Annotated in this window: 20 protein-coding genes and 1 tRNA gene; 12 read left to right on the forward strand and 9 right to left on the reverse strand. The window is 50.1% G+C overall.

Annotation, left to right across the window (positions count from 1 at the left end; translation table 11 throughout):
* The first annotated feature begins 96 nt into the window (after nucleotides 1-96).
* Genes HC229_RS11060 through HC229_RS11070 form a run of 3 tightly spaced genes read left to right on the forward strand, consistent with a single transcriptional unit; the run spans nucleotide 97 to nucleotide 1,922 of the window.
* Complete coding sequence (locus HC229_RS11060; RefSeq protein ID WP_191020549.1) at nucleotides 97-660, forward strand: dihydrofolate reductase family protein; 564 nt, start codon at nucleotides 97-99, stop codon at nucleotides 658-660.
* Between the two features lie 54 nt (nucleotides 661-714).
* A complete protein-coding gene (locus HC229_RS11065; protein ID WP_191020550.1) occupies nucleotides 715-1,224 on the forward strand; it encodes a DUF6438 domain-containing protein in 510 nt (169 codons plus the stop codon).
* A gap of 8 nt (nucleotides 1,225-1,232) precedes the next feature.
* A complete protein-coding gene (locus tag HC229_RS11070; protein ID WP_191020551.1) occupies nucleotides 1,233-1,922 on the forward strand; it encodes a CPBP family intramembrane glutamic endopeptidase in 690 nt (229 codons plus the stop codon).
* Nucleotides 1,923-2,244: 322 nt separating this feature from the next.
* Here the strand turns inward: HC229_RS11070 and HC229_RS11075 are convergent.
* The 3 genes from HC229_RS11075 to HC229_RS11085 form a co-directional block, all read right to left on the reverse strand.
* Nucleotides 2,245-2,325: transfer RNA gene (locus HC229_RS11075), tRNA-Tyr, on the reverse strand.
* A gap of 131 nt (nucleotides 2,326-2,456) precedes the next feature.
* On the reverse strand, nucleotides 2,457-3,596 hold the full coding sequence (locus HC229_RS11080) for a TlpA disulfide reductase family protein (protein ID WP_191020552.1): 1,140 nt from the start codon (nucleotides 3,594-3,596) through the stop codon (nucleotides 2,457-2,459).
* A 129-nt stretch (nucleotides 3,597-3,725) separates the two neighbouring features.
* Nucleotides 3,726-5,135 (reverse strand): MBL fold metallo-hydrolase, encoded by a 1,410-nt coding sequence (locus HC229_RS11085; RefSeq protein WP_191020598.1) that lies wholly within the window; start codon nucleotides 5,133-5,135, stop codon nucleotides 3,726-3,728.
* Between the two features lie 127 nt (nucleotides 5,136-5,262).
* Here HC229_RS11085 and HC229_RS11090 point away from each other — a divergent pair, with 127 nt between their 5' ends.
* Both HC229_RS11090 and HC229_RS11095 read left to right on the forward strand, forming a co-directional pair.
* Complete coding sequence (locus tag HC229_RS11090) at nucleotides 5,263-6,384, forward strand: vWA domain-containing protein (protein ID WP_191020553.1); 1,122 nt, start codon at nucleotides 5,263-5,265, stop codon at nucleotides 6,382-6,384.
* Between the two features lie 24 nt (nucleotides 6,385-6,408).
* Entirely contained in the window at nucleotides 6,409-7,872 is a 1,464-nt protein-coding gene (locus tag HC229_RS11095; RefSeq protein WP_191020554.1) for an AAA family ATPase, read from the forward strand.
* Here the strand turns inward: HC229_RS11095 and HC229_RS11100 are convergent.
* Nucleotides 7,867-8,115 carry a hypothetical protein gene (locus HC229_RS11100; protein ID WP_191020555.1) on the reverse strand — a complete coding sequence of 83 codons (249 nt, stop codon included), beginning with the start codon at nucleotides 8,113-8,115 and terminating at the stop codon, nucleotides 7,867-7,869. The two genes, HC229_RS11095 and HC229_RS11100, sit on opposite strands and share 6 nt — an antisense overlap.
* A gap of 203 nt (nucleotides 8,116-8,318) precedes the next feature.
* Between HC229_RS11100 and HC229_RS11105 the strand changes: the two genes are divergently transcribed.
* Nucleotides 8,319-10,286 (forward strand): endonuclease, encoded by a 1,968-nt coding sequence (locus tag HC229_RS11105; protein WP_191020556.1) that lies wholly within the window; start codon nucleotides 8,319-8,321, stop codon nucleotides 10,284-10,286.
* Here the strand turns inward: HC229_RS11105 and HC229_RS11110 are convergent, their stop codons facing one another.
* Nucleotides 10,287-12,713, reverse strand: coding sequence for an ATP-binding protein (locus HC229_RS11110; RefSeq protein ID WP_191020557.1), 2,427 nt, complete (start codon nucleotides 12,711-12,713; stop codon nucleotides 10,287-10,289).
* A 244-nt stretch (nucleotides 12,714-12,957) separates the two neighbouring features.
* Between HC229_RS11110 and HC229_RS11115 the strand changes: the two genes are divergently transcribed.
* The 3 genes from HC229_RS11115 to HC229_RS11125 are packed head-to-tail and all read left to right on the forward strand — an operon-like array spanning nucleotide 12,958 to nucleotide 14,956.
* Nucleotides 12,958-13,512, forward strand: coding sequence for a GNAT family N-acetyltransferase (locus HC229_RS11115; RefSeq protein ID WP_191020558.1), 555 nt, complete (start codon nucleotides 12,958-12,960; stop codon nucleotides 13,510-13,512).
* The gene (locus HC229_RS11120) at nucleotides 13,509-14,231 is read left to right on the forward strand and encodes an AAA family ATPase (RefSeq protein ID WP_191020559.1); all 723 of its coding nucleotides are present in this window, start codon (nucleotides 13,509-13,511) and stop codon (nucleotides 14,229-14,231) included. Before HC229_RS11115 ends, HC229_RS11120 begins: the two co-directional genes overlap by 4 nt.
* Nucleotides 14,228-14,956 (forward strand): YggS family pyridoxal phosphate-dependent enzyme, encoded by a 729-nt coding sequence (locus HC229_RS11125; RefSeq protein WP_191020560.1) that lies wholly within the window; start codon nucleotides 14,228-14,230, stop codon nucleotides 14,954-14,956. Before HC229_RS11120 ends, HC229_RS11125 begins: the two co-directional genes overlap by 4 nt.
* 190 nt (nucleotides 14,957-15,146) lie before the next feature.
* On the opposite strand, the gene HC229_RS11130 is transcribed toward HC229_RS11125, so the two are convergent.
* The 4 genes from HC229_RS11130 to HC229_RS11145 all read right to left on the reverse strand — a co-directional run bounded on the left by HC229_RS11130 (nucleotide 15,147) and on the right by HC229_RS11145 (nucleotide 18,838).
* A complete protein-coding gene (locus tag HC229_RS11130; protein ID WP_223845587.1) occupies nucleotides 15,147-15,752 on the reverse strand; it encodes an ankyrin repeat domain-containing protein in 606 nt (201 codons plus the stop codon).
* Nucleotides 15,753-16,042: 290 nt separating this feature from the next.
* The gene (locus HC229_RS11135) at nucleotides 16,043-17,008 is read right to left on the reverse strand and encodes a gluconolaconase (RefSeq protein WP_191020561.1); all 966 of its coding nucleotides are present in this window, start codon (nucleotides 17,006-17,008) and stop codon (nucleotides 16,043-16,045) included.
* 4 nt (nucleotides 17,009-17,012) lie between these two features.
* A complete protein-coding gene (locus tag HC229_RS11140) occupies nucleotides 17,013-18,197 on the reverse strand; it encodes a PQQ-dependent sugar dehydrogenase (protein ID WP_191020562.1) in 1,185 nt (394 codons plus the stop codon).
* Nucleotides 18,198-18,259: 62 nt separating this feature from the next.
* Nucleotides 18,260-18,838, reverse strand: coding sequence for a YciE/YciF ferroxidase family protein (locus HC229_RS11145; RefSeq protein WP_191020563.1), 579 nt, complete (start codon nucleotides 18,836-18,838; stop codon nucleotides 18,260-18,262).
* Nucleotides 18,839-19,421: 583 nt separating this feature from the next.
* Here HC229_RS11145 and HC229_RS11150 point away from each other — a divergent pair.
* The 3 genes from HC229_RS11150 to HC229_RS11160 all read left to right on the forward strand — a co-directional run bounded on the left by HC229_RS11150 (nucleotide 19,422) and on the right by HC229_RS11160 (nucleotide 23,338).
* Entirely contained in the window at nucleotides 19,422-20,855 is a 1,434-nt protein-coding gene (locus HC229_RS11150; protein WP_191020564.1) for an MEDS domain-containing protein, read from the forward strand.
* A gap of 277 nt (nucleotides 20,856-21,132) precedes the next feature.
* Complete coding sequence (locus HC229_RS11155) at nucleotides 21,133-22,320, forward strand: sensor histidine kinase (protein WP_191020565.1); 1,188 nt, start codon at nucleotides 21,133-21,135, stop codon at nucleotides 22,318-22,320.
* Nucleotides 22,321-22,330: 10 nt separating this feature from the next.
* Nucleotides 22,331-23,338 (forward strand): chemotaxis protein CheB, encoded by a 1,008-nt coding sequence (locus HC229_RS11160; protein WP_191020566.1) that lies wholly within the window; start codon nucleotides 22,331-22,333, stop codon nucleotides 23,336-23,338.
* Nucleotides 23,339-23,377 lie beyond the last annotated feature (39 nt).

Genomic DNA, 23,377 nt, shown 5'->3' on the forward strand with positions numbered 1-23,377 from the left:
GCCGCCCAAAAGGATTTTCGCTTCAATCCCTAACGCAAATATCCCTAAGATCTTGCGGGCGCATTCCTAAATACGTAACTTGAACAAAAACAGCGAATGAGAAAACTGATCCTCGGCGAATGGCTGTCGCTTGACGGTTTCGCCAGTGACATTTACGGGAGTACCAAGTTTTTCGAAGACCCTAAGTTCGGCTCGGGTTCTGACGAAGAGATGCTCGATTTTATGGAGTCGATAGATACGATCCTCCTCGGCAGGAAAACCTACGAAATGTTCGTCGAATATTGGCCGCAAGAAGCCTCCGAAGGCGAAATCATGGCCGACAGGCTCAATGCGACGCCCAAGGTTGTCGTCTCGTCCACGATAAAAAAGGCGCCTTGGGGAAACTGGCCCGACGCGCTTGTCCTCTCGGGCGATCCCGTTGAGGAAATCGCAAAGCTGAAATCCCAGCAAGGAAAAGACATCGTCGTCTGGGGAAGCCTAAGCCTGGCGCGCACGCTGATACGATCGGGCCTCGTCGACGAATACCAGATTCGTGTGGTTCCGGTAATTTTAGGGCGAGGCATACCGCTTTTCGAAAAATCCGACCCGATAGCGCTCAAACTCGTCAAGACACAATCGTACAAATCCGGGATTGCCTATTTGCGTTATGTTCCGGCTTAGGAATTTTTGAACGAAATTGTTATTTTGCTCCGAACTCCGCCTAAATTGTTGCTCATGAAACAAAAGATTCTGATGTTCATCCTGGCGATCGCTGCCTTGTCCGGAAGTTGCTTGTCCAAACGGCATACGCCTGGTTTCGAGAAGATCGTTTTTCACACTACCGGCTGTTTTGGCTTTTGCCCGACCTACCATCTCGAAGTCGGGGCCGAACGACAGCTGCGGTTGCACGTCGAGTCCGCCTATCGACCGCAATCGTCGGAGGTTGATTCGGCAAGGATCGGTTTTTACGAAGGAACGCTTGACGAGGCGATGTTCGCAAGGCTGATGACCGAACTGAAAAAAGTAAAATTCGCCAAACTCCAATTGCAAAATACCAATTGCTGCGATGGCGTACTCAAGACCATAATCATCTATCGGGAGGGCAGGAGAGAAGTCATTCGCGAAATGTTCCCGCCAAAGGAACTGGAAGCACTCATCAAAGTGCTTTACGAGATCTGCGAGGTTGGCAACCTCAAAAGAGTAGCGCCTTTCCAACTTGAAAATGTTCCCAATCCACACGGGTAAGTCAAACGATGATAGGAATTCTGGTCATACTCTTATTTTCCAGTTTGTTGCTTTGGTTGTCGGCCAGGCGAACGATTTCCGTGCTTGGGCTGCGTCCTGAAAAATCGCGCGTGATCCAGTTCGTTGTCGGTTTCTTGTTGGCTGGGACCATCTGTGCTGGTTATAACTTGCTGACGACCGCTTTTGTCGAAAACGACTGGCGATGGAATGCAGATTTTACGACGTTGGCACTGGCATCCGGTATGTGGTGGGTTTTCAAGTCCGTGATTTTCGAGGAGTTGTTGTTCCGGGGAGCGTTGCTTTATCTATTGAACCTTCGATATGGCCCAAAAACGGCTTGTGCGATTTCCGGAAGCTGTTTTGGGATTTACCATTGGTTTTCGTACGGTTCTTTCGGAAATCCGGTGCAAATGGCCATTATATTTGCAATGACCGGTTTCGTCGGGTTTGCGCTCGCATGGTCATTCGTCAAAACAAGATCGCTTTATTTGCCCGTAGCGCTTCATATCGGATGGAATCTTATCAACATTGTTGTGTTCTCGAACGGGCCGCTCGGCACGCAAATGCTGTTCAAGGCAAACCAGCTTAAACCCGACGGCTTGTTGTCGTTGTCGATTTTCCTTTTTCAGGTTTTCGCGTTTCCGGTAGTGGCTATGCTTTACGTGCGATGGATTGTTGGTGGGATTAGAAAAGACTAATGATAGTTCTTGTATCTTGGGCAAGGTCGCTGATTTCGCTTGGTTGCTCGTTTCACTCGCAATAGTTAGATTGCTCGTTTTAGTCGCAACAGCGCACGATCGAGCCGTTTGGAGTATGTTATCTTGTTTGGAATTTGCCCGTTTTACTCGCGATGGGACGCGTTTAAAGGTGGACTTCGAATCAACTATCGTGTATATCGGTTTCCCACAGGATTACGCGCTGCGCGCGTGATCCGTAAGGGTGAACCCTTACTAATAAAACAAGACCGGAAAATTTTCAATCGAGCGAAACTCGTTGAAATTTTCCGGTCTTGTTTTATTGTGGGAAGAGCAGGATTCGAACCTGCGAAGGTTTCCCAACGGATTTACAGTCCGTCCTCGTTGGCCGCTTGAGTATCTTCCCGTGGCGTTAACGGGTGCAAATATAACCCGCTTTTCGATGTTTGCAAGTATATCGCAAAGATATTTGGCAAGTATTTTTTAAGTTTTTGGAATCCAATGCTATAAAAAAAACCTCCGTTTGGAGGTTCTCTATTATTTTGGCACGTCCGGTTTGGCAAGCCATTCTTCAATCTTTTTCTTTAGTTCGGCACCGTGCAGATCCTTGGCCACCACAACACCGTATTGGTTGACTACGAAGCTGCTTGGAATGGCCTGTACACCATAGCGCTGTGCGATAGGATCTTCCCATTCCTTGAGATTGGAAACCTGCGTCCAGGTCAAGCCATCCTTCGCGATTGCTTCTTTCCATCTGTCGGCCTGGCCGGGTTTGTCAAGCGAAACACCGATTATATTAAGTCCTTTCGGATGCAACTCTTTGTACAAAGCGACCAATTCGGGATTTGCTTTTCGGCAAGGGCCACACCACGATGCCCAAAAATCGATCAGCGTGACTTTTCCGCGGGCTTCTTTTAACGAAACCTGTTTGCCATCGGGAGAAGGAGCTGAGAATTCAGGTGCGCGGCGCCCGATTTCGACGACTTTAAATTTTTTGATCTGCTCGGCAAGTTTTTTCCCTGCCTTGGTTTTCTTCAAATCCGCATCAAGGTTGTTGTACATGCTCTCAATTTCCTCGATTTTGGGTTCGAACGCCCGGAACCCGTTTCCGATAAGGAAAATAGAAACATACGCCTTCGGATTCTTTTTCGCCCATTCCATCATGTCGACGTTCATCTTTTTCTGGAGATTGTCCATCTGCATGCGAATCGCGTTGATCTTAGCGGTGTCGCCCTGGGTTTGGGCCTTCATGTATTCGGGCTGGATTTTTTTCCATTGGTTGCCAAGTTCGGTGCTCAATTTGGTGCTCACCTCGCCGTACTCCGAAAATTTGTCGTTATTGAATGTCCCGGACACTTTGTTTTTGAAAATACTGTCTTTATTGATCTCCATTGCGATTTCTCCCTCTTCGGCAATGAAAGGCGAAACGTTCTGGGCATTTTCGATTTGTACGCCATACATTTCAGGTTCCATGGCTTTCCCTTTGAACTCGAACTTGCCTTCTTCGATTTTGACCGTATCGACATTGATCGGGCCCAGGGAATCGTCCTGCCTTTTGAGGATGATGTTCTGGCCATCGGCCCCTTTAACCGTTCCTTTGAGAACAAATTCACCATCGCCTCCTGCGCAACTCATCAAGAGTGCCGGAACAGCCAGTGCCAAAAAAGCTTTTTTCATGAAGTTGGTTTTTTTCCGCAGCGCTCAAACCATCTGGCGTCGCCCCGGGTGTTTTTCGTGTGCAAATGTATCTAAAAATAAAAGCCGCACACGAACAGGACGGCTTAAATTTTTCTTATAATCGGTCTATCATTTTTGGCCTGACGGACACGTAAAATTCGTCAGTGGCACCGCTGTCTTTCGAATGCCCGCGATTCCTTTCTCTACATTCGTAAAATTGTGGATGCCGCGCGATTTGAGGATGGATCCCATTATTACAGAGCGATATCCGCCGGCGCAGTGCAGGTAAAATTCTTCTTTCGGAAGGCCGGTAAAATTCTCGTTGACCGTGTCGAGCGGGAAATTAAGCGCCCCGTCGACGTGCTCGGAGCCGAACTCTCCCGGTTTCCTGGCATCGATGACCGGGCTTTTTCCGGAAATATCCGAAGCGAAAGTCTCCGGAGAAACCGATTTCATCGTGTCGAGCTCAAAACCGGCATTTTCCCAGGCGTCGATCCCACCTTCGAGATAACCCAGGACGTGATCGAACCCAACGCGCGAAAGCCTTGTGATCGCTTCTTCTTCTTTGCCTTCGGGCGTGACCAGCAGCAACGGTTGGTCCACATTCATCAGCAGTGCCCCGACCCAGGGAGCGAATCCTCCGTGAAGCCCTATGAAAATCGAATTCGGGATATGCCGTTTTACAAAGTCGTCTTCGTGCCGGACGTCGAGCACGATAGCGTCGGTTTCGTTTGCGGCCGCTTCGAATGCCTTGGCCGACAGCGCTTTTTTACTGTTGATAAGCACCGTGTCTAAGCTATCGTATCCTTTGATGTTGAGTTTTACGTTTTGAGGAAAATAAGCCGGCGGAGCACCGAGGCCGTCGAGCAGTTCCGCTGTGAATTCCTCTTTGGTCATATCGGCGCGCAAAGCGTAATTTGTCTTTTTCTGGTTGCCTAGCGTGTCGGTGGTCTCTTTGCTCATGTTTTTTCCGCAAGCGCTACCGGCTCCGTGGCTAGGGAAAACGATAAGATCGTCTGGAAGCGGCATGATTTTGTTTCTCAGGGAATCGAAAAGATGCCCCGCGAGCTTTTCCTGGGTAAGTTCGGAAGCCATTTCCTGAGCTAGATCGGGACGACCGACATCACCGATAAAAAGCGTATCTCCGGTGATGATGCCGTATGGCTTTCCATTTTCGTCCGAAAGCAGGTAGCACGTACTTTCGAGCGTGTGGCCAGGAGTATGGATGGCTTTGACGGAGTAGTTTCCGACCTTGAACACTTCGTCGTCCGAGGCGATATGGGCGTCAAATTCCGGCTTGGCTGTTGGGCCATAGACGATTGTTGCCCCTGTCTTTTTGGCCAGGTCCAAATGTCCGGAAACGAAATCAGCGTGGAAATGCGTCTCGAAAATGTATTTTATTCTAGCGCCGTCATGGTGCGCCTTGTCAATATACGGCTGGACTTCGCGAAGCGGGTCAAATATGGCGGCCTCGCCTTCGCTTTCCAAATAGTAAGCGGCCTGGGCGATGCATCCTGTGTAGATTTGTTCGATTTTCATGATGTTCATCTGGCTTTTTTGCCGCTCTAAAAGTACGATTTTTATCGTTTTCGGACGGGATTGATTTAACGAAACATTAGTATTGGCTTGGGATTCGGAAGTTTTAAATTGCCGTAATTTTAGCGCTATGGACAAGAATCTCAGAAAGGGCTTTTACTTCCACTCGTACCAAGCGCCCGAATTGTCTCCTTTCGACCGTCTTTTCGACATTTTCAAGGAACTGATCACGCATACGTCGGGCGATCTCGACGAAGCACTCGATTGGCTCCGCGAACTCGATTCGGAGTACAATCTTACGACCGACGATTATTCTCTCGACGACTTCGTGGAGGACCTCAAGCGCAAAGGTTACATACGGGAGGAATTCGAAGACGACGGTACGCCCGGAATGGCCATCACCGCAAAAACCGAGCGTGCCATCCGCAAACAGGCGCTCGAGCAAATTTTCGGCAATCTCCAGAAAAGCGGGTCGGGCAACCACAAGACCAAGTTTGCCGGAAGGGGAGACGAGCATACAGGCGAATTTCGCGAGTACCAGTTCGGCGACAGCCTTGAGCGCATTTCCCTTACCGAAAGTCTCAGGAATGCTCAGGTAAACAATGGTGTGGATGAGTTCCGCCTTACCGAAAACGACCTGATCGTCGAAGAGGCGCGTTACAAATCCCAAATGAGTACCGTGCTCATGATCGACATCAGCCACAGCATGATCTTGTATGGGGAAGATCGCATAACGCCTGCCAAGAAGGTGGCCATGGCGCTTGCCGAACTTATCACGACGCGTTATCCGAAAGACACGCTTGACATCATCGTTTTCGGAAACGATTCCTGGGCCATCGCCATCAAAGATCTACCGTATTTAAAAGTTGGGCCTTACCATACGAATACGGTCGCGGGGCTCGAGCTTGCGATGGATATGCTCAGGCGCAAGCGAAACACCAACAAACAGATTTTTATGATCACCGACGGGAAGCCGAGCTGCGTGCGCGAACGCGATGGGTCATACTACATGAACAGCAACGGTCTCGACCAGTATATCGTTGACAAATGCCTCACGCAAGCCGCCCAGGCAAGGCGATTGCACATTCCGATCACGACTTTTATGATCGCAGACGATCCCTATCTTCAACATTTCGTGAGCCTTTTTACCGAAGCCAACCAGGGCAAGGCGTTTTACACAGGTCTGAAAGGCCTCGGAGAAATGATATTCGAGGATTACGAGGCCAACAGGCGAAAGAGGATAAGAGGTTAAGAATAAGATAGATTTAAGACAGATATGAAAAGACAAGACATAAAAACATTAGGCGAGCTCAGGAAATCGGGCTACGAGCCGAAAGCCATAAAAGAAGAGCTAAGGGATAACCTTCGCGAAAAGATCAGGCAAGGTATTGCTGCGTTCGAAGGGATTCACGGATTTGAAAATTCAGTTATACCGGAACTTGAACGTGCCATACTTTCGCGACACAATATCAATTTGTTAGGTTTGAGGGGTCAGGCTAAAACCCGTCTTGCGCGACTGATGGTCAATTTGCTCGACGAGTACATTCCCATCGTCGAAGGCTCTGAAATCAATGACGATCCGCTCCAGCCGATTTCGCGGTTCGCATCCGATATGATCAGGGAAAAAGGGGACGAGACGCCAATAGCGTGGCTGCACCGCAACGACCGTTTCTTTGAAAAACTTGCGACTCCGGACGTTACCGTAGCAGATTTGATCGGAGATGTCGATCCTATAAAAGCGGCCAATCTCAAACTTTCGTATGCCGACGACCGCGTGATCCATTTCGGGATGATCCCAAGGGCGAACCGTTCGATATTCGTGATAAACGAACTACCAGATCTTCAAGCAAGGATTCAGGTTGCGCTCTTCAACATTCTACAGGAAGGGGACATACAAATCCGGGGATTTAAGGTCAGGATGCCGCTCGACATGCAGTTCGTCTTTACTGCCAATCCTGAAGATTACACCAATCGCGGCAGTATCGTGACGCCGTTGAAAGATCGTATCGGTTCCCAAATCCTGACCCATTATCCGGAAACGGTAGCGATCGCGCGCGCCATAACGGAGCAGGAAGCCCGACTCGACACCCGTCAGCAGGAAAGTGTTTATGTGCCTTCGCTGGCGAAAAACCTGTTGGAGCAAATAGGATTCGAAGCCCGGGAGAGCGAATTCGTCGACAACAAAAGTGGCGTTAGTGCCCGTATGAGCATTACTGCGTATGAAAACCTGCTTAGCACGGCCGAGCGCAGGGCGCTGAAATCAGGTGAGGAAAAGACTTCGGTGCGGCTTTCCGACTTTTTGGGGATTATCCCTGCAATTACCGGAAAAGTAGAACTCGTTTACGAAGGAGAGCAGGAAGGCGCGGCGTTCGTCGCCCAAAAGCTGTTGTCTGAAGCGGTCAAAAGTGTGTTTACGTCGTTGTTTCCGAAAATAGAAAAACTCGAAAAAGCCGGGCAGGAAAATGCTTACAAAGAAATTGTCGATTGGTTTTTTGCCGAAACCGGTTTTGAGCTTGCCGACGAATCGTCTGACGCTGAATATCGCAAATTGCTCGATTCTATTGGGCCTTTGGAAGACTTCATTAAAAAATACCAATCCGAGACCCTTAAAGAAGACCGGTATTTTCTCAAGGAACTGGTGCTTTGGGGATTGGTTGAATACAACAAGCTTAGCAAGGATAGGGTGGAAGAAGGTTTCCAGTTCAAAGATCCTTACGGAAGCTATATCAGCAAATTATAAAACCGATTTCCTAAGCACGGTAGTTTTCCTGCTGCTGCGGCATAACTCGAGCTCCGATTGGGCGTGCTCGAGTTCGTTCATGGTAATTTTCATGTCGAGGCTGAGTTGCTTAAGCTCGCGTCGATAAACGGCATCTTCAGGATTTTTATCGAGATTGTGGCGCACTTTGTACAGCCTTTCTTCAAGCGTTTTTACGGCGTCCTGAGCTCTTTCTATCTGTAATTCATATTCTTTGCAAGACATGCTCATAGTGGTGGTGATTGGGTTTTAGCAAATACTAAGATACTTACTATTACAGTTTAGGCAATGCCCGAATTGTGGTATTTGCATTATATCCCTAAAAACAGGGAGGGGCATAACATCTGGAAATTTGGCTTTTTTGGCTGAAATCAAAGCGGCAGATACGATAATCCGCTATCTTTAGCCCAGACTAAAATTTCCCGCAAATGAAAAGAATTACCTTAGGACTGTTGGCCTTGCTGTGCCATTTTTCTGGTTTTTCCCAAGTGTTCATCAATGAATTGGATTGCGACACACCTAGTGTGGACGACAAGGAATTCGTAGAACTCAAGTCGAATGTTCCCAATTTTCCGCTTGACGGATATGTGCTCGTGTTCTTCAACGGCTCCGCGTCGTCAAGTACGGGGCTCAGAAGTTATTACGCCATCGATCTCGACGGGCTTTCAACAGATATCAACGGAATCGTCGTCATCGGCAACGAGCTGGTTTCGCCGGTCCCGGCAAGGGTTTTTTCGAATAACATCGTGCAGAACGGTCCGGACGCCGTGGCGATCTACCTCGGCAATGCTTCGGATTTTCCAGACCAGACATTGGCCACGACCGATAACCTCATAAGCGCACTTGCTTACGGTACCAGCGATCCCGATGCGACGGAACTCATGGACTTGCTTGGGCTTTCCGTCCAATACGATGAAAATGCGAACAACCAGGTCGCTACCGAGTCAGTTCAGCGCAAAGCCGACGGCACATATGAAACCAAGGCGCCCACGCCGGGAATGAACAACGACGGAAGCGGAACGGCTCTCGTTTCGGTCCAAATGACGCCAGGTTTCACTTACGAAGTCTCCGAAGGCGCGTCATTCGGCATAACTTTCACGACGTCCTTGCCGGTTAGTTCACCCTTTACTTTCAGCTTCAGCCTGGTTGGGGCGGGCATCACGCCAGCCGATTACTCCGGCGTCGTTTCCCTAACCATACCGTCAGGAAGTACTACTGTGTCGACCACGATCGCGATTCTCGACGACAGTCTAGACGAGGGAGACGAAACTTTCCGGATTCGGTTCGGTGCGCTTTCCACGGGATATATCAGGGCCAATGACAATGTCTCGGGCATCATCATCGACAACGACTGGACGGCAGCCGCTTATGGCACGCCTCTGGATCCGACATATGGGATGGTCACGGCCAATATCCCGGCAGGGTATTACGATTCGCTCGAAGGCAAATCCGGCGGCGAGCTTCGCCAGGCCATCCAGGACATCATTTCAAACCCTGCTGTTGTGCGCGCCCAGAATTACGGCGACATCCAATATATGCTGCAGCAAGCCGACCAAAACCCGGCCAATAGCAACCAGGTTTGGCTTATGTATGTGGAGCAGGGAAGGGGAAAGTACAAATTCCAGTCGACGGCGAGCAATACAGGTTCGTGGAACCGCGAGCACGTTTTCCCGGTTTCCCGTGGCGGATATACCGACGGGACGAGCAGCCAGGCCGACGGCATCGACAATTGGCTTCCTACGGGTCCGGACGATATTTCCGCGGCACATGCAGACGGCCACCACATACGGTCTGAAGACGGACCCGAGAATTCTTCGCGCAACAACCGCGACTACGGGCTCGATTACAACGGGCCATCGGGCAACCAGGGCAGCTGGAAAGGGGACGTTGCCCGTGCTTTGTTTTACATGGGCGTGCGCTATAACGGTCTCAATCTCGTAAACGGAAATCCAAGCGATACGTCAGGGAATAAGGTAATGGGCGACCTGGCGTCTTTGCTGAGCTGGAACACCACTGATCCTGCCGACGATTTCGAGATGCAACACAACAACGTCGTCCACCAATGGCAGTCGAACCGCAATCCTTTTGTAGATTATCCGCTGTTGGCAGAATATGTTTACGGAAGTCACCAAGGAGATGCGTGGTTTGCCAACCTTTCCAATCCAGACAGCGCCTCGCAACGCGTTTCGCTTTATCCTAATCCGGCCGGCAATGAATTCTGGGTAAGTGGGATAGTGTCCGGGAACGTGGAAATCTTTAGCCTAAGCGGTGTGAAAGTCGCAAAAGCGGAAGTTTCGCAATCGCGGCCAGTGCGCTTGGACTTGCCGACGGGAATGTACATCGCCCGCATTTCATCCGATGCGAAAACCCAATCCGTAAAGCTTATCGTGCGCTGATCATTTGAAGCGTATCGTGAATTTCGTGCCCTGACCCGGCTCGCTTTCGACCTCGATGGTGCCGCCCATGGCCTCGATCTGGTTCTTGGTTATGAACAGGCCGATTCCTTTTGATTCCGGGTTGTTGCTGAAGGTTTGGTACATCCCGAAGATTTTCTCGGCATTTTTGACCAGGTCGATGCCGATTCCATTGTCGCTTACCGACAGCGTTTTTCCAGCATCGGACTCGCTCCAGATTACGTGTATTTCGGGTGCGGATTCGGTTCCGCTGTAACGGATCGCGTTCGAGATCAAATTCAGCATCACGCTTTCAAAATAGGCCGGATTGAAAAGTATCTCGGCAGATCGCGGTACGTCGATGCGGATGTCGGCCGATTTTATGGCGATTTGTTCTGAAAGTATCGACAGGGCCATCTCCACGTAATGCCTCACGTTAAGTTTTTCCGCAACCAGGCTGATGTTGTTCTGGATATTCACCACTTCATTGAGGTTGGTCATCGTTTCATTCAGCGAAGCCGATACGGTGCGCAACATTCCGATCATTTGTCTCTTCTCTTCAGGGGAATCGGCTGCATCCATCAGCGATGCGATCGACTGGATATTGCTCGTATGCGACCTCAGGTTGTGGGAAACGATATAGGAAAAGTTCTGCAAGCGCTTGTTCTGCTCGATGACCAGTTTGAGGGATTCGTTGAGTTTGCGATCTGCTTCCATCGATTTTGTACGATCCATCATGATGCCACGCACATACATGGGGCGTCCACTTTCAGTGATCACGTTGACGTAATCTTTTATCCAAACGGTTCGCCCGTCTTTTTTGATGAAGCGGTACTCGATCTCGAACTGTACGGCCCTTGTTACGTTGTGATGGTAGGTCCTCAGCGTTTTTTCACGATCGTCCGGATGGATGTGATTGGTCCAGAAGTTGGGTTCCGAAAGCCACTGATCGATTGGGTAACCAGTGATTTCTTCGGCTTTGGCATTCACGAACGAAATGTTGTCGTTGGCAAAATCACTTTCCCAGACGATGCCGTCTATGGTGTCGATCAAGCCTTCTATGCGGTGTTGGGATTCGGATACCAGGCGTTGAGCTTCTTTTCGTTCGGTAATGTCTTCGGTTGCGACGATCACGCGTCCCAATGATTCTTCATATCCGGCCATGACCGTCCATTGCAGGAATATCTCGCGATGCCCGCCTTTTCCGTCAGACATGCGCGTGTCCATGTTTATCTTGGGCAAACCCATGGCGACAGCATTAAGCTGGTTGACGAAGTCTTCGTTGGTCTGGCTTCCCATGATGGACGTCAGGCTTTTGCTCATCAGTTCTTCCCTCGTTTTCGGGTAGTGAAGCTTCAGGCATTCGTTGTTGACGTTGATGATGGTCACTAACGACAGGCATTTTTCGACTTCATCGGGATTTTCGCCCAGAAATTTTTCGATGTAATCCGGCCGCTGCCCGATCAATCCGATTTGCTGCAGATACTCCTTGACAAGCGAGAAATCTTCTTCCCAAAGCGCGACCGGAGAGTTGTTGAACAGACTTTCAAACCGTTCTTCGCTCTGGCGGGCGGCTTCGGCCGGGCGCGACAGCAGCATATTGATCAAAAAACCCAGTATGATCGACAAACCGATTCCGAAGAGCACGACCGGAACGACGGCCCAGATCGCCGCATGGGACTCCCGCGCGGCCAGGATGAGCTCCCATCCGCCGTCGGGGATCATTTTGGTGACGTGATACTTGTTTTTATATTGGTCGTCTCCTTCGAAGAAATATTTTTTTTGACCAGGTTGGGATTGCGTTTTCCGAAGCTGGAAAAAATACCTGCTCTCGTCTATCGAGGTGAGTCCTGTTGTGCGATAAAGCGTCTCGGGATGTATGAGCACGGCGGTAAATCCCCAGAATTGGCGATTTTGGTAAACGGGCATCCGTCCCACGATTCCCGATCCGCCCTGCTGGAGTTCGAGCGGTCCGGCAAAGTACATTTTCCCGCTTTTGAGCGAACGCAACGCCTCAGGACGCAACTGTTCAGACTCAAGTATGTTGAACCCGATGGCGCCTTCGTTTCCGATTGTCGGGTATACCTGCGTGATGACGCCTCCCGGAACCATTTCCACGGCATTTATCACGGGATTGGACTGCAGCAACTTCGGGGCGATTTCATCGAAATGTTCCGGGATGCCCTGATCGTTTATCGTCATGGCAAGCGTAATGGAAGTCGCATAACAATTTTTGAGCGCTTGTTCGAGATTGTTGTGGGTGGCGTCTAGAATCTGGTACATTTCGCGTTGCTCGTCGGCTCGTGCCATCTGATACCGCTGAATGGCGATTACCGTAAGGACGATCAACGACAGGGCCGATACCAGGCCGCCCGAAGTACGTGGCCGTTTCGCGAACCAGTCAAAAGCATTTCGTCGATTTTTACGCATCATACGCAAATTAGATCGGATTGGTTGAACACTTGTCAAAGTTAGGTATTCACTTTTAATTAACACTCGGAACTGTAATATTTGAATGTCGTTGCATCGCAATTTGAGATATCAATTTGGAAATTCGGATAGGCATATGTGCGTTAGCGCTTAATCGCTAATGACGCAATCAAAAGTTTTTATAAACTTGGGTGACGAGTCGACCGCCCCGGGCGTAACTTTGCAATCCGAACAAATGCTTGATATGAATTTCGATCTGCAACCTACCTTACAAAACGACGATGCCATCCTGATCCCGCTGCAGGTTGGCGATTTTGAAACTTTGTTTGCCTTGGCGTCCGATGCGGCGATCTGGGCGCAACACCCGAATCGCGACCGTTACAAAAAGGAAGTATTCCGCACTTTTTTTGAAGGCGCCATACAAAGCCGCGGCGCCTTTTTAATCGTAGACAAACACTCAGGGAAAGCCGTCGGCAGCACAAGGTTCTATGACTTCGATGGCGAGTCTGGAAGCATCTTCATCGGCTATACGTTTTACGCCAGGTCGCATTGGGGAACCGGGCTGAACGCATCGGTAAAACGGCTGATGCTCGACTACGCTTTCCGATCGGTTTCAAAAGTATTCTTCCACATCGGTTCAGAAAACACGCGTTCCCAAATTGCGATAAGCCGGATTGGCGCCCAAAAGGTAGCCGAACAAGAAGTGGTGTATTTTGGCGAGCCGACGCGCCTCAATTTTGTATACCAGATCGACAGACGCAATTGGCCGGCCCTATCCATCAAAACCAAAACGACATGAACCTTCACGATCTTCTCATACACGACAAGGAAATTGTCCGTCTCGACGATGTTTTCCTGCTGTCCGACAAACGCATGGCAATCGTCCAATTGATAAAAGAACATCGATACGGCCCGGAATTGCGCAAATTCGGTCTTCCCGTAAGCCACAAGATTCTCTTGCACGGCAGTTCGGGTTGTGGCAAAACGATGACGGCAAAAGCAATTGCGAATTCGCTCGGAAAACAGCTGTTTGTGCTCAACCTTAGCAATGTGGTCAATTCGCGTATAGGCGAAACGTCCCAGAACATAAAAGGCGTGTTTGAAAAAGCGGCGCGAGAGAAAGCCGTGCTGTTCCTCGATGAATTCGATCAGATAGGTAAATCCCGGGGAAACGATGACAAGGATGTGGGCGAGATGAGGCGCTTGGTTAACACCTTGATCCAATTGATCGATCATCTTCCTGAGGAAACGCTTTTGCTTTGCGCCACCAATCACGTCGCGATACTCGACGATGCGTTGCTAAGGCGTTTTCAGGTGAAGATCATTTACGGCCTTCCTTCGGACAAGGATCTCGATCATTATTACGAGGCGCTGCTCGAACGGTTTCCGTCTCATTTGCGCGATATCGATCGGAAGTACAATGTGTCGTATGCCGAAGCAAAAGATCACGCGTTTTCGATTGTCAAGTCCAGGCTTATCGCTCAGTTCGAATCAGCCGATCAATTCGTTTCACCATGAAAAGCGACATAACGCACAATATCGGGATTATCCTCGAGCGCATCCGAAAAGCCAGCGAGGCCAGCGGTCGGGATCCGAAAGATGTCCGCTTGCTGCTCGCCACCAAAACCGTTGCCGCCGATCGGATAAAAGAGGCGTTCCACGCGGGACAAACCCTGATTGCCGAAAACAAGGTACAGGAGCTCCGAGACAAATTCGAAGCCCTGAAAGACGTTCGCCATACCAGCCATTTTATCGGCCACCTGCAAACCAACAAGATCAACGACGTGCTCAAATATGGCGTGAGTTGCATACAGTCGGTTGATCGGGTCGATCTCGCCGAGAAATTGCACAAGCGGTTGTCGTATGAAAATCGGACGATTGAAGTGTTGATCCAGGTCAATACCTCGAATGAAGAAAGCAAGTTCGGCGTGCATCCCGACCAAGCGATAGAGCTCGTACGACAGGTCGCACAATTCAAGACTTTAAAAATAAAAGGGCTTATGACCATCGGGCTCTTTAAAGGCCAGCCGCATGAGTTGCGCGCCTGCTTTTCGCTTTTGCGGAAGTTGCGCGACCAGATTTCGGATTTGGCTATTCCGGGAGTCGAAATGGACGAGCTTTCCATGGGGATGAGCGGCGATCTCGAAATGGCCGTTGAGGAAGGTGCGACGATTGTGAGAGTCGGGACGGCCATTTTCGGGCAACGGGTTACGCCCGATAGTTACTATTGGAACGAGCAATAACTGCCATCGCAAACGCGGATTGACGTAATTCCACACTGATTGCTCGCGAAGTCCGTACGTCCAAAGATTGAGATTCATTCGGCCGTGTTCCCGACCATGCTAAAAATAGCTTTTGTATGGGCTTTGTGCTCCGTTAAACTATGGGCTTTGCCTACGTCCGACGAAGGCAGCACGTAAACGAATTGAGCTATCATCTCAATTTTTCAGCAGCGGCACTATTTCCCTGTAGGTTGGCGTGATCTAAAGCCGATAATCCGCGCGAATCCAACAACTCTTTATTGGCGCCGCTATCCAGTAACAGCTTGATAATGTCAACGCGCTGGAACATGGCGGCAAACATGAGGGCGGTCCCGCCGTTTCCGTTGCGTGAGTCCAATGCAACTCCGCGTTTCACCAAAAGCCCGGCCACTTCGGTATGACCCTTGAAACAGGCACCCATCAGGGCGGTGTTGCCATGGGCGTCCGCAGCGTCTATGTCTGCCCCGGCGTCTAGCAATGCCCCGGCAGCTTCGATCTGGTTGTTGTACACTGCAAGGATCAGGGGAGTGTAGCCTTTTTCGTCTCGAACATCCAATTCCCTCGTCAGTTCGAATATTTCGTTGAGAACGGGTACGTTTCCTTGGCGGGAAGCGGCAAATAATGCCTGGGTTATTTGATCCATCGCAATCTGTTTAGGGTTGTATCCGATGACGGCTCCGGCGATGGCGCCGGAAAGGTGCGGTAAGGAATTGTCGACGGCAAATTCATATCTGTGACAACTTTTTCGGATCCATCGCCTCAGCGAGACTCTTTCCATCGTTCCCACTTTCTTTTGACTTATCGATGCGGGGCCTTTTGTCTCGCTTTTCGTCTTTTGACGTTTCTGGTTTTTTCTTCTCCATGGATTATTTTTTTTTATTATTGGTCAGAAAGTCGGTCAGAATTCTTCGATCGTTCGAACCTGGGGCCGAAATTGCGTCCTTGGCTTCTTCTTCGGTAACACCTAATTTCTCCTTAAAATCTTGATTTCGTAATCTTCAGAACCACTGACCTTGTTGCGGTCGGCCTGGCCCTTTTTTGATTTGTTGTCTGACAGGAATTTACGATTTATTTTTTTGGTATCGGTATGAAGCGTGCGTGTTGCAGCGCGAATTTTTGGGATGGCACCGACGTGCTGTCGACCAATTCGGAAAAGTTCGCATTCATGATCCAAACTTTGTCGCCTGCCTTTGTCGCGGTAGACGGATACGTAAAACGGTCTGCCGCCAATGTCGTTGCCGAAAGTTTCGCGCTCATCCAATTGTCGTCCGATGAAAGGGCATAGATTTTATCGCTTCCGCCGTTTTGGACGACCACAAGTTTTTCTCCGTCGAGCAGCAAACCGTCGCCGTTGATAAAAAATTGCTCGGTTTTGACTTTTTGCACATTTTTGGGATTTGCCATCTCGACCTTATAAATCGCTCCGGTGCCGCTGCTTATCGCCAGGAGATACCCTGAGGGATGGAACACGATGCCGTTCAGTCCGATACCTTTGGTCTTGAACATCGGGCTGTCTGAAAAGACCGACACTTTTCCTTCTGCCGTGACTTTGTAAATCACGTTGGCAAAACTATCGGTCACATAGGCATTTCCGTTTTTGTCGAACGCTAGGTCATTCGGGAAATGTTCGCCGGGCGTCGCCTGCGACAGGTCGATGTCGTCAGTGATATTTCCGGACTTGATATCGATTACGATCAGCCGCGCCATTTTTTTCCGTGTATCGGGCGAGGTGAACTTGCTGTAATTCGCGTCGCCTGCACATACAAACAACCGCTTGCCGTCGGGACTTATTTTTACACCATAGGTCGACTTGAGGCTGCCGTCGGAGTACAATTTGGAATAGACACCCGCGGGCGTGACCTTGCCAATGGTTCCAAGCCTTGCCGAAGAAACGTAATAGACGTTCGCGACGCTGTCGAATGCAATGCCTTCGGGATAGGAATCGGGCGCCGTGAATTCAATTCGCGCGGTCGGCTGGTCGGGGATTGCCGCCGAACATCCGGCGAGCAGAAAGCACCATAATAGATTTTTCATGTTTTTATTTTTGTTTGATACAGTAAAGGACTCCGTTGACATCATCTGAAACGTATACGACACCTTGAGGAGTAATCGTCAGGCCTGCCGGGCGCCCGAATCGTGTCTTTCCGACGAGGAAACCTTCGAGGAAATCGTCTGCTGAAATCGCACGGCCGTTCTGGAACTTGATGCGCTGTACTTTGAACCCAACCGGCTTGCTTCGGTTCCACGACCCGTGCCAACAGACCAGGCCGTCACCGGAGTAACCAGATGGAACGCTGGTGGAGGCAGGGAAGAACTGAAAGGCGATCGGAGCCATGTGCGCCTGAAGTTCAAGTACGGAAGGCTCGGTGTTCTTGACCCATTCTTCCTTGGAGTTTCCGGCGGGATCTTCGCGCGATTCGTCTACTTCTCGTTTGCCGTATGCGAAAGGGAATCCGTAGTTTTTGCCTTGTTGGATATGGTTGACTTCTTCAGGCGGCCAGTCGTTTCCTTTGGTGTCGCCTCCGTTGTCGATTCCCCATAATTCCTGAGTTTGGGGATGCCAGTCGAAACCAATCGTGTTCCTGAGTCCGGACGCGTAAATCGAACGCTTCCAGGTGTCAGGGTCGACCTGCAGCATCGATGCCGCTTCCTTATCGGATTCTTTACAGTCGTTACACAGAGTCCCAACCGATATGTACAATTTGCCATCGGGCCCGAAATCCATTGTGCGGTTCGGATGCTGACCTGCAGACGGCATGTCTTTAAACAGCATTTGTTTTTCACCAACCGTTCCATCCGGATTGAGCTTGTATCTCCTTAGCTCGTTGTTGTTGCACAAATAAAGGAAGCCGTCTTTCATGGTAATCCCGTGTACGCCTTTGAACTCGGCCACGATCGTTTTGGTATCGTCGAAGACATTGTCCCCATCGGTATCTTTGAGCATCAGTACATCGCCGGCATCGCGTCTGGTGATATACATTTCCCCGTTCGGCCCGTTGTAGAGCATCCGCGGTTTGCCTAGTCCGGAAGCGGCCACCTTGACCGTCCAGCCTTCGGGTACTTTGAGCAGTTTTACCATTTCCGGCAAAAAGTCGAGGTGCTCGGGATATTTCGTTACGCTTTTCGAGGAGGTGACCTCTTTGGGCGGAAAGCCCCTCTGTGCGTTCACGCCCTGGAATGCAAAGCAGGTGAAGAGCAACGATAGGATTATAATTTTTTTCATCTGGATGATTTATCAAAGGTGTTAGCGCAAAAATGGCCGCCAAAAGAGGCAGCCATTTTCAATTATTCTTCTTCGTTTTCGGCTTGGTCGGCTGCATCGAAATTGATGCTGTTGTAAGCAGATTCGGTCAGGATGACATCAGCTTCTTTTTCTTCGGCCAACGTTTCGCTTAGCAATTGCGCTGCTTCCTCTTCCCCAAGCGTTTGGGCGAAGGCTACCAGCGTTCCGTAGGTCGCAATTTCGTAATGCTCGATTTTTTGTGAGGCGGCAATGATGCCGGCATCGCGTACCGGCCCGATCTGCGTTTCTTCCATAATACCCTCGCCTTCTTTGATAAGTCCTTCGATCGCATCGCATTTTTTGCCGCGATTGGATTCACCCAAAATTTCAAAGACGCGGTCAAGCCTCGCGACCTGCCCTTCGGTAACGGCCACGTGTTCCTCGATTGCCTGTACCAATTTTGGTTCGGTGGCGTTCTTGGCCATTTTCGGCAGTGATTTGAGCAAAGCCCGTTCAGCATAAATAATATCTTTAAGGCTGTCCACGAATAGTTCACGAAGACCTTCGGCGGCAGACGATTTTGGCTCGACCTTTCGGTTTGACGAGGATTTTGTTCCGGAAGATGGTTTTGGAGATTTCATATCTTTTATTTGTGTTTATAATCGACAAAGGAACGCCTAGAGATCGCGGCATGCGTTACACGATTGCGGCAGGAGGAGGCATCATTTTTTATACGTCCTTGCCAAACCCAAGCTCGATAAGCGGTGGTCGCGTGGTTTGTGACCTAGGCAGGTCCTATGCCCGCCGATGAGGTAACCGCAGTGGGCTTTCGCTTTTTCCAAATTTGCAAGTGGAAGCAGGTCAAATGCGCTGGACGTTATGCCTGTAACCATCTGGAAATGGCAAAAACGATCATGTCGTAAGGAGTGAACCATTGAGTCCCGACAATCAAGGCTGCGGAAATTCCGAGAGGTCGGATAGGCGTTTACACAATTTTCTGGTTGCGAGGTTTTATTTTCACAAATGTGACCGCCGGGTGCAAAGTGCGAATTTCCGGGCCTAATTTTCGCTACTTTTACCGCACCGAACCCGGATCTACATTTTTTTTATTGCCGACTCACACTGCTCACGAGTTTGTGGCTCCATTTGGGTGACTCCTTTTTCATTTTACATCTTACGGATTTCCAGTTCCTGAATCGGCACAATCATTTAACAGCCGACCATATGCCATCAAAATCAACCTACAGCGGTATAACTGTACTGGGAGACGTGAAATGGGGATCCCATTTTTCCACATTTTACCAGAGTGAAGAAGAATTGCTTAAAATCATGATTTCCTACTTTACGGCAGGACTTCGCAACAATGAATATTGCGTGTGGATTTTTGCCGAGCCACTTACATTGCACACGGCGATGAAGGCTTTCGCGGACTCTTTTCCGCACACCGAGATGTATCTCGGAAAAGAGCAACTCAACGTGATGAAATACGACGAATTTTATTTCACGAACGGACAATTCGACGCTGAGGACGTTCTCGCTAAATTTGCGTTGCTATACGAAATCGCGATAGCGAAAGGCTTTACGGGAGTCCGTGTCAACGGCATCGAAAGCTGGGTCGGGGAGGACATTTGGCCAGACTTTATGGAATATGAGAAAAAACTCGACACTCTCGTGTCAGATAAAAACGTCATTGTTCACTGCAGCTATCCGTTAAGACAAAATGACACGGCCGCCATGATCGACGTGTTGCAGGTCCATGGGACGGCTATTACGAGCCAGGCGGGCCAACTGCTGATCCTCGACAATAAGGAAACCCGAAAAACCAAAGCGCAACTTGTCGAAACCAACGAGAAATTGGAGGCACTTGTCAGGGAACGCACAAAAAACCTGGAACAAATCATCGTTCAAATGGAAACCGAGGCCGCTGCACGATTGCTTGCCGAGAAAAAGCTGGTTAAAATCGCACGCGATCTCGAGAAACGGAATGCAGATTTGCAACAGTTCGGCTATATCGTATCCCATAACCTGCGCGGACCCATCACCAACATCAGCTGTATCGCCATGCTGTTGGACGAGATGCCGGACGAGCGCGTGAGTTTACAGAAGGGGATGTTGGACGCCATCGGTCAACTCGAGGCCATTATCGTGGACCTTAACCTGATATTGCGCGTAAAGTTTGAGTTGTCCGAGGCCAAGGAAGAGATTTCCTTCAGCAATTTGGCGGATGCCCTGCGTTCGGGTATGGCGCAACAGTTAGAAAGGACAGGGGCCGTGATCCGGACGGATTTTACGGAAGTGGACCGCCTTGTGACGACCCGGGCCTATCTCTACAGCATCTTTCTCAACCTGGTGGATAATAGCATCAAGTACCGCAGTTCGGAAAGAACTCCTGTGATCGACATCAGGAGCGAGCTAAGACCGCACCTCGTGAAAATCATTTTTACGGATAACGGCATCGGCATCGACATGCAGCTGCACAGCGAACGGGTGTTCGGACTTTACCAACGTTTTATGACCGGGATAGACGGCCGCGGCATGGGACTGTTTATGGTCCGGGCGCAGGCGGAAAGCCTAGGCGGTACAATATCGTTGACAAGCGTGCCCGGGGAAGGCTCGCGATTCGTGTTGGAATTGCCTGTCGTGGAGAATACTTGTTAGTTTCTTCTTACAAAACGCAACGTCGGATTTATTTGGATCGCGGCATCCCGCCGAGTATTGGACGTCCGGTAAAATCGCCAAATCGCCCGTCGACATATTTCGATTTTAAAGCTGTTTCCGTTTTTAAAAAGCGTAGCTTGCATACCGGACGGTTGCATGCATTCGCCTAGGGTATCAAAGCATTTCCCAATTATACATTCCGGAGTCAGGGTTCTTGGATATAGTTGTCATGCAGTTATATATCGCGGGTTCCCGAGCCCGACTTACAAATTATGATATGACGCAGCACAAGGACATATCAAATCACCAGAACGACACCGATTACAAGGCAAAGGCCAATCTTGCGGAGCGCATCGCCAATGCCAGCATCGATAGCCTGGTAGCTCTGGACCGGGACTTGAAAATCCGCTCGTGGAATGCCATCACCGAGATTTGGAGCGGCTTCGGCAACGAGGCCGTGATCGGAAAATATTTTTTCGATGTATTTCCGGCGGCCAGGCAAACGCCAAATCTACAGTATGCGTTGCAGGAGGCGTTAAGCGGAAGAAAGACGTTCCTTCCTTGCGGACCTGGATTTTATCTACCGGGCCATTTCGAAGCCCATTTCGTACCGTTGATGAGTGAGAACGGGGAGGTGACAGGAGTTCTCCAGATCATTCACGACGTGGCCCACCGCGTCAAAGCCGAAAACGAATTGCGCGAACTCAATCAACGCCTTCATGCCCAATATACGACGCTCCAGCACGCCAATGAGGAAACGGCTACATTCGCTAAAATCGCGGCCCACGATTTAAAAGAACCGCTGCGTAAAATTTACACGTTTGTAGAATATATCAAAGTCAACGAGGCCAATCAACTTACCAACAGCGGGCGCGGCTACTTCAGGCGCATACAGGAAAGTGTCCAGCGGATGAGCCTGCTTACCGACGACGTATCGAACTATTTATCGCTGAGCGCAGGCGAGACATTGCAGCGGGTCGATTTGTCCGCAATCCTGTCGGAAATGACAGGGCATTTCAAATCCCTGATCGACCAGACCAATGCCCAACTCTACCTGGCGAACTTACCTGTGATTCTTGGGTATCCGAAGGCAATGTGGCAATTGTTCCGACATGTGTTGGGCAACTCGCTCAAATTTGTCCGGCCCGATGTGGCTCCTGAAATTCACATCAGCTGTGAAAAAATCCCGGGAAATGAGATCCCGTACGAGGAGGCGTTACGGGATGAGGAATATTATGTACTGACCTTCAAAGACAACGGAATCGGATTCGAACAAGAATACAGCACGCGCATTTTCGGGCTTTTCGAAAGATTGCACCCGCAGGGTTCGTATCGCGGCAGCGGTATGGGGCTGGCCCTTGCACTAAAGGCCGCGCGGTTGCACCAGGGCTTTATGAAAGCCGACAGCAGCCCCGAATCGGGAAGTATGTTCTATTGTTACCTGCCCGTTTCCACAGCATTTTAAGAATACTTATATGAACAGACGAAATATCATTGTCATTGGCGCTTCAGCTGGCGGATTCGATTCGCTGAAACTGCTCGTCTCCAGATTTACGGAGGCGCATGATCTCAGCGTCTTCATCGTTTGGCATATTTCGCCGGAAGTAAGCGACTTCCTGCCCGAGGTACTGGACGGTTGTGGGGCGTTGCAAGCCGCTCATGCGGTAGACGGCGAACGGATCGAGCGATCGCGGATCTACGTCGCGCCTCCGGATCATCATATGATCATAGACAACGACATCGTCCGCGTGACGCACGGGCCGAAAGAAAATCTGTTTCGCCCGGCCGTAGATCCGCTCTTTCGGTCTGCAGCTTACAGTTTTGGCAATCGGGTCATCGGCATCATTCTTTCGGGTGCGCTTGACGATGGCGTCGCGGGGCTTTGGACGATAAAAAGCCGTGGAGGAACGGTGATCGTGCAGGATCCGGCCGAAGCCGAGGTTCGGTCTATGCCCGAGAGCGCCATTCGCGAGGTCGAGGTCGACTACATATTGCCGGTTTCGGAAATGGTCGATCTCATTGCGGAATTAGGCCTTGAAGCGATTCCCGAAGCGACGACAGGGGAGGCGGGCGACATCGTTATCTCAAAAGAAATCGACACGGCCGAGGGCGCCAGTGCGTTCCGGTCCGGACTGTACGAGATGGGCGAACTTTCCCCGTTCACGTGTCCGGAGTGTCACGGCGTCCTATCGAAAATTACCGAGGGCGGACGTGCACGATTCCGATGCCACACCGGTCACGCGTTCTCCGCGGAATCCCTGCTGTCGGCTTTGGCCGAAAATATAGAAGACAGCCTTTATGGCGCCATCCGTGGGATAGAAGAAAAAATAATGCTGCTGAACCAAGTTGGCGACCATTTCGCCGAAATGAACGATCCGACCGCCGCTGCCGCCTATTTCAACGGGGCAAATGATTCGTTGAGCCGAATGGATGCCATACGCGAAGTGGCATTTATAAAAAAGAGTACGCGGATACTGTCTTAACGTAGCCGGTCATCCGTACTTTTTCCCAAATAATTCCAA

Origin of the sequence: Flavobacterium selenitireducens (assembly GCF_014748335.1) — a bacterium.
Classification (GTDB): Bacteria; Bacteroidota; Bacteroidia; order Flavobacteriales; family Flavobacteriaceae; genus Flavobacterium; species Flavobacterium selenitireducens.